At 28.1% G+C, this 1,644-nt stretch carries 3 protein-coding genes; all 3 read right to left on the bottom strand.

Going from position 1 to position 1,644, the window contains the following annotated elements:
- Positions 1–125: 125 nt before the first annotated feature.
- Entirely contained in the window at positions 126–284 is a 159-nt protein-coding gene (locus tag RI68_RS04405; protein WP_017193812.1) for a hypothetical protein, read from the bottom strand.
- Entirely contained in the window at positions 268–759 is a 492-nt protein-coding gene (locus RI68_RS03320; protein ID WP_026071967.1) for a M20/M25/M40 family metallo-hydrolase, read from the bottom strand. The genes RI68_RS04405 and RI68_RS03320 overlap by 17 nt, the downstream gene beginning before the upstream one ends.
- Positions 760–845: 86 nt before the next feature.
- A complete protein-coding gene (locus RI68_RS03315; protein WP_017193811.1) occupies positions 846–1,562 on the bottom strand; it encodes a hypothetical protein in 717 nt (238 codons plus the stop codon).
- Positions 1,563–1,644: the final 82 nt, after the last annotated feature.

Here is a 1,644-nt window from a genome sequence, read left to right as displayed (position 1 = left end):
ATATAAATAGAAAAAAAATTATTACTTAATGTATATTTTCCGCAACCAAAAAATAAATAATTTTAACTTTCTTTCGAGCTTATCAACTACTCTATACTTGAGCTAAATCCGGTACAACATTTACTTTAGAACCACCTTGTATACTGATAATGCTGGGGGTCTGTGCTTTCAGTTTCTAAAAATAAAACCACAAGACATTTTTCCCCATAAACTAAAGGAAAATAACTATCAGGCACAAAACCAGCAACAGGGATTTCCGGATGTTTTTCAAAGTAATGATCCACACAGCGCCATTCGCATTCTTCCTCTAATCCTAAAACAAATTTCACTCTTTTTTTTTAAAGGAACGTTTAATTCTTTTAAAATTCTTAAAGCAAAATAAGAAGCAATAACGGGACCTTTATTATCTTGAGAACCTCTAGCATAAATTTTACCATCCACTATTTTAGCTTCATAAGGAGGGTAAGACCAATGGTTGCCGGCGGGAACAACATCTAGATGTCCTATTATTCCAACCCAATCTGTTTGATTACCGTATTCTATATGACCGGCATAACCATCAACATTCAAAGTTTTAAAACCATCTTTTTGTCCTAAATTCAACATAAAATAAAGAGCTTCTTTTAATTTTTGTCCAAAAGGAGCGCCTTTATTTTCTGGTTTAAATGTTTCTAATTTATTCTCTATTCTTAACAAATCTTGCAGAGTTTTAACAATAATATCTTTTCTTTTTAAAACTTCTTTTTTAAAATCAAACATTATTTATCTCCTTTTTTGGTTTTTTTGGATATTTACTATAATTCAGAAAAAAGACATCATGCGGTAAAACCATTTATTTGTAAAAATTAATATTTTCGAGAATTAATTTTACTTTTAGCGAAATTTAAAAATAACGAAAATAAATAAGTTAAGACGGTTAAAAGGGAAGCGGTTAAAAAAAGATAAAAATACCCTTGTTTTGTCTTTCCTAATAAATCTCCTATAATGCCAGGTTTGTGAGGGTTGATGAAATCATAAGGATATTTATAATCTTCCCCTTTTATTTTGCCGATAATTAAATAAATAATTAAATAAGTCAAAGGGTGGATAATCCCTAAATAAGCTTTTTTACAAGACATGCCAATATTTTTTTTCGAAAAATAAAAGACAGTGTATAAAAGAGGGATAATAGTGTGTTGAAAATCAACAGTTTTAAAACTAAAGTTCTTAATTTCATCTCTATCTAGAATCGAATGATTAATAATCGCAGTAAATAAAATGCTTACTAAAGTTATAAAAGTTAAAACAGCAAAGTTCTTCTTTTTTCGCCAAGGAGTAAAGAATAAAAGCATCACTATTAAAACTAAAAAATTACTTTGATAAGTGAACTTGTTGAATAATTTTTTCCAATCATGCAACAAGTCTGTTCCTTTAATCACTTTTTCATCTACTTGTGCGATAAAAACTCCTAAAGAGATTGATAACAAGCCCAAACAGAATAAAACATATAATAATTCATAAATTCCGCCTTTGGATGTATTTTGGTCTGATAAATTCTTTTTAATAAATTTCTTTTGATTCATGTTGAATAACCCTTCTTTGAAGAAAATTGATAAAAACAGCACCTTTTAAAACGCTGATTTTATCTTATTATAAAAATATTTT

The sequence above is a fragment of the Vaccinium witches'-broom phytoplasma str. VAC genome (genome assembly GCF_000309405.1).
In the GTDB taxonomy this organism is placed as follows: Bacteria; Bacillota_I; Bacilli_A; order Acholeplasmatales; family Acholeplasmataceae; genus Phytoplasma.
The sequence above is the reverse complement of the archived record's forward strand: the minus strand, read 5'-3'. Positions and strand labels throughout refer to the sequence as shown.